The sequence below is a fragment of the Paracoccus sp. MC1854 genome, assembly GCF_014164635.1.
In the GTDB taxonomy this organism is placed as follows: Bacteria; Pseudomonadota; Alphaproteobacteria; order Rhodobacterales; family Rhodobacteraceae; genus Paracoccus.
Genome location: NZ_JACJFU010000107.1, coordinates 1 through 1525 on the forward strand (window position 1 = coordinate 1; position 1525 = coordinate 1525).

General features: G+C 62.0%; 1 protein-coding gene. It reads right to left on the reverse strand.

The annotated features are described in order from the left end of the window. Positions 1 to 311: 311 nt before the first annotated feature. The coding region (locus tag H5395_RS18255; protein ID WP_220495132.1) for an IS110 family transposase at positions 312 to 1525 on the reverse strand (1214 nt) is incomplete at its 5' end.

A 1525-nucleotide genomic window follows, 5' to 3' on the forward strand; every position in this document is an offset into this window, starting at 1 on the left:
CTGGATCGAGGACTTGTATGTATCGGTGAGCGTCAAGCGGATTTGTTCATCTTTGACCTCCTGTGCAAAGGCGGCTTTTGCGCTGAAGTTGGCCGATGGGCGGACATGCGCACGAGTGCGCATCGACTTGTATCCGGCTGAGGCAGGTAGGCCTCGCACCAAGATGTGGATTCACGGCCCTCGGCTCAGCTGCGCGGGAAACCCAACTACAACTCGGTCCCTGCATTCGGACCATCATCAAACCCGGTCATCCTTCGCACGCCTTCAGCGGCACTGTCGCCGCGGAAGCCCGTTCCGTCGTTCGCCTGATGCTACGCTTTCAGGCGCGCGCCGCTTGGCACAAGGCCATGCTCCACAAATCGCCACAGTGCGATGGCGAGCTTGCGTGCAAGAGCCACGATTCCGACCTTCCGGCCCCTTGCCCCGGTCTGCGCAAACCGACGGCGATACCATGCGGCGAGATCACTGTTGGGTTGATGCCGTAGCCAGGACCATGCGATCTCCACAAGGAGCGTGCGGGCGTGCTTGTTCCCGGCCTTGCTGATCCCCTGGTCGCGCATATCATCCCCGCTGGCGTAGGGCGTCGGCGCCAATCCGAGAAAGGATGCTAGATGTCGCCGGTTCGCGAAGCTTCTGTGGAACACCTCTGACACCATGAGGGTCGCACTCAGTTCGCCGACCCCGGACAGCTGCTTCAAAAGCTCGACCTTCTCGCGCTGCGGAAAAGGTGTTGCCGGATCGGCGAGCGTTTCCGTGCGTTCAGCGTCAAGTGCCTGCATCTGCTCCCGCACAAGTGCAAGCCGTTCGAACTCGCGCGCGATCTCGGCCTTCAGAAATCGACCGAGCGGCCGCCCGTCACCAGTCCGCGATGCGTCCAGCTGTTCGCGCCAGGCACCGCCGAAAAGCCCCTTGATTCCGCGAATGCCATGAAGTGCCAGGAGCGCGCGTATCCGGTTCACATGGCGTGTTCTTTCGCTGACAAGGCGCGTCCGCTCCCGGCTGATCCGCCGGGCATCCTCGGCTTCGGGTGTCGGGATCGCCACCATCCGGAATACGCTCTCGTCTCCGTTGAGATAGGCGCGCAGCTTGAAGGCCATGGCTTCGGCGTCAATGCGGTCGGTCTTCGCCCGGCGGCCTCGGCGCGACACCAGGAAACTGGACGGATCGAGGACGTAGACGTCGATGCCGTGGTTCTTCAGGAAGCGCGCCAGCCAGAAGCCGTCATAGCCGCACTCGTAGCAGATCCTCAGCTCCACCTGGGCAGCGTGCTGGCGCTCCAACTGGTTCCGGATTCGTTGGAGAAGTCCAAGCAATCCCTGCGCGTTGCCTCCGGCAACTGCCTGGATTGCAACTTTCGAACTCTTCGGCGGCAGGATCCCAACCACCCATCTCGAACGGGCAAGCTCGACGGCAACGGTGCAGACAAGACCGGTCGTTGCAGTAGCATTTGTCATTGCGGCCTCCATCACTGGCGAAGGCCCAAAGCCTACGCCCTCGGGAACAGGACGCGCATAGCATCTACAAC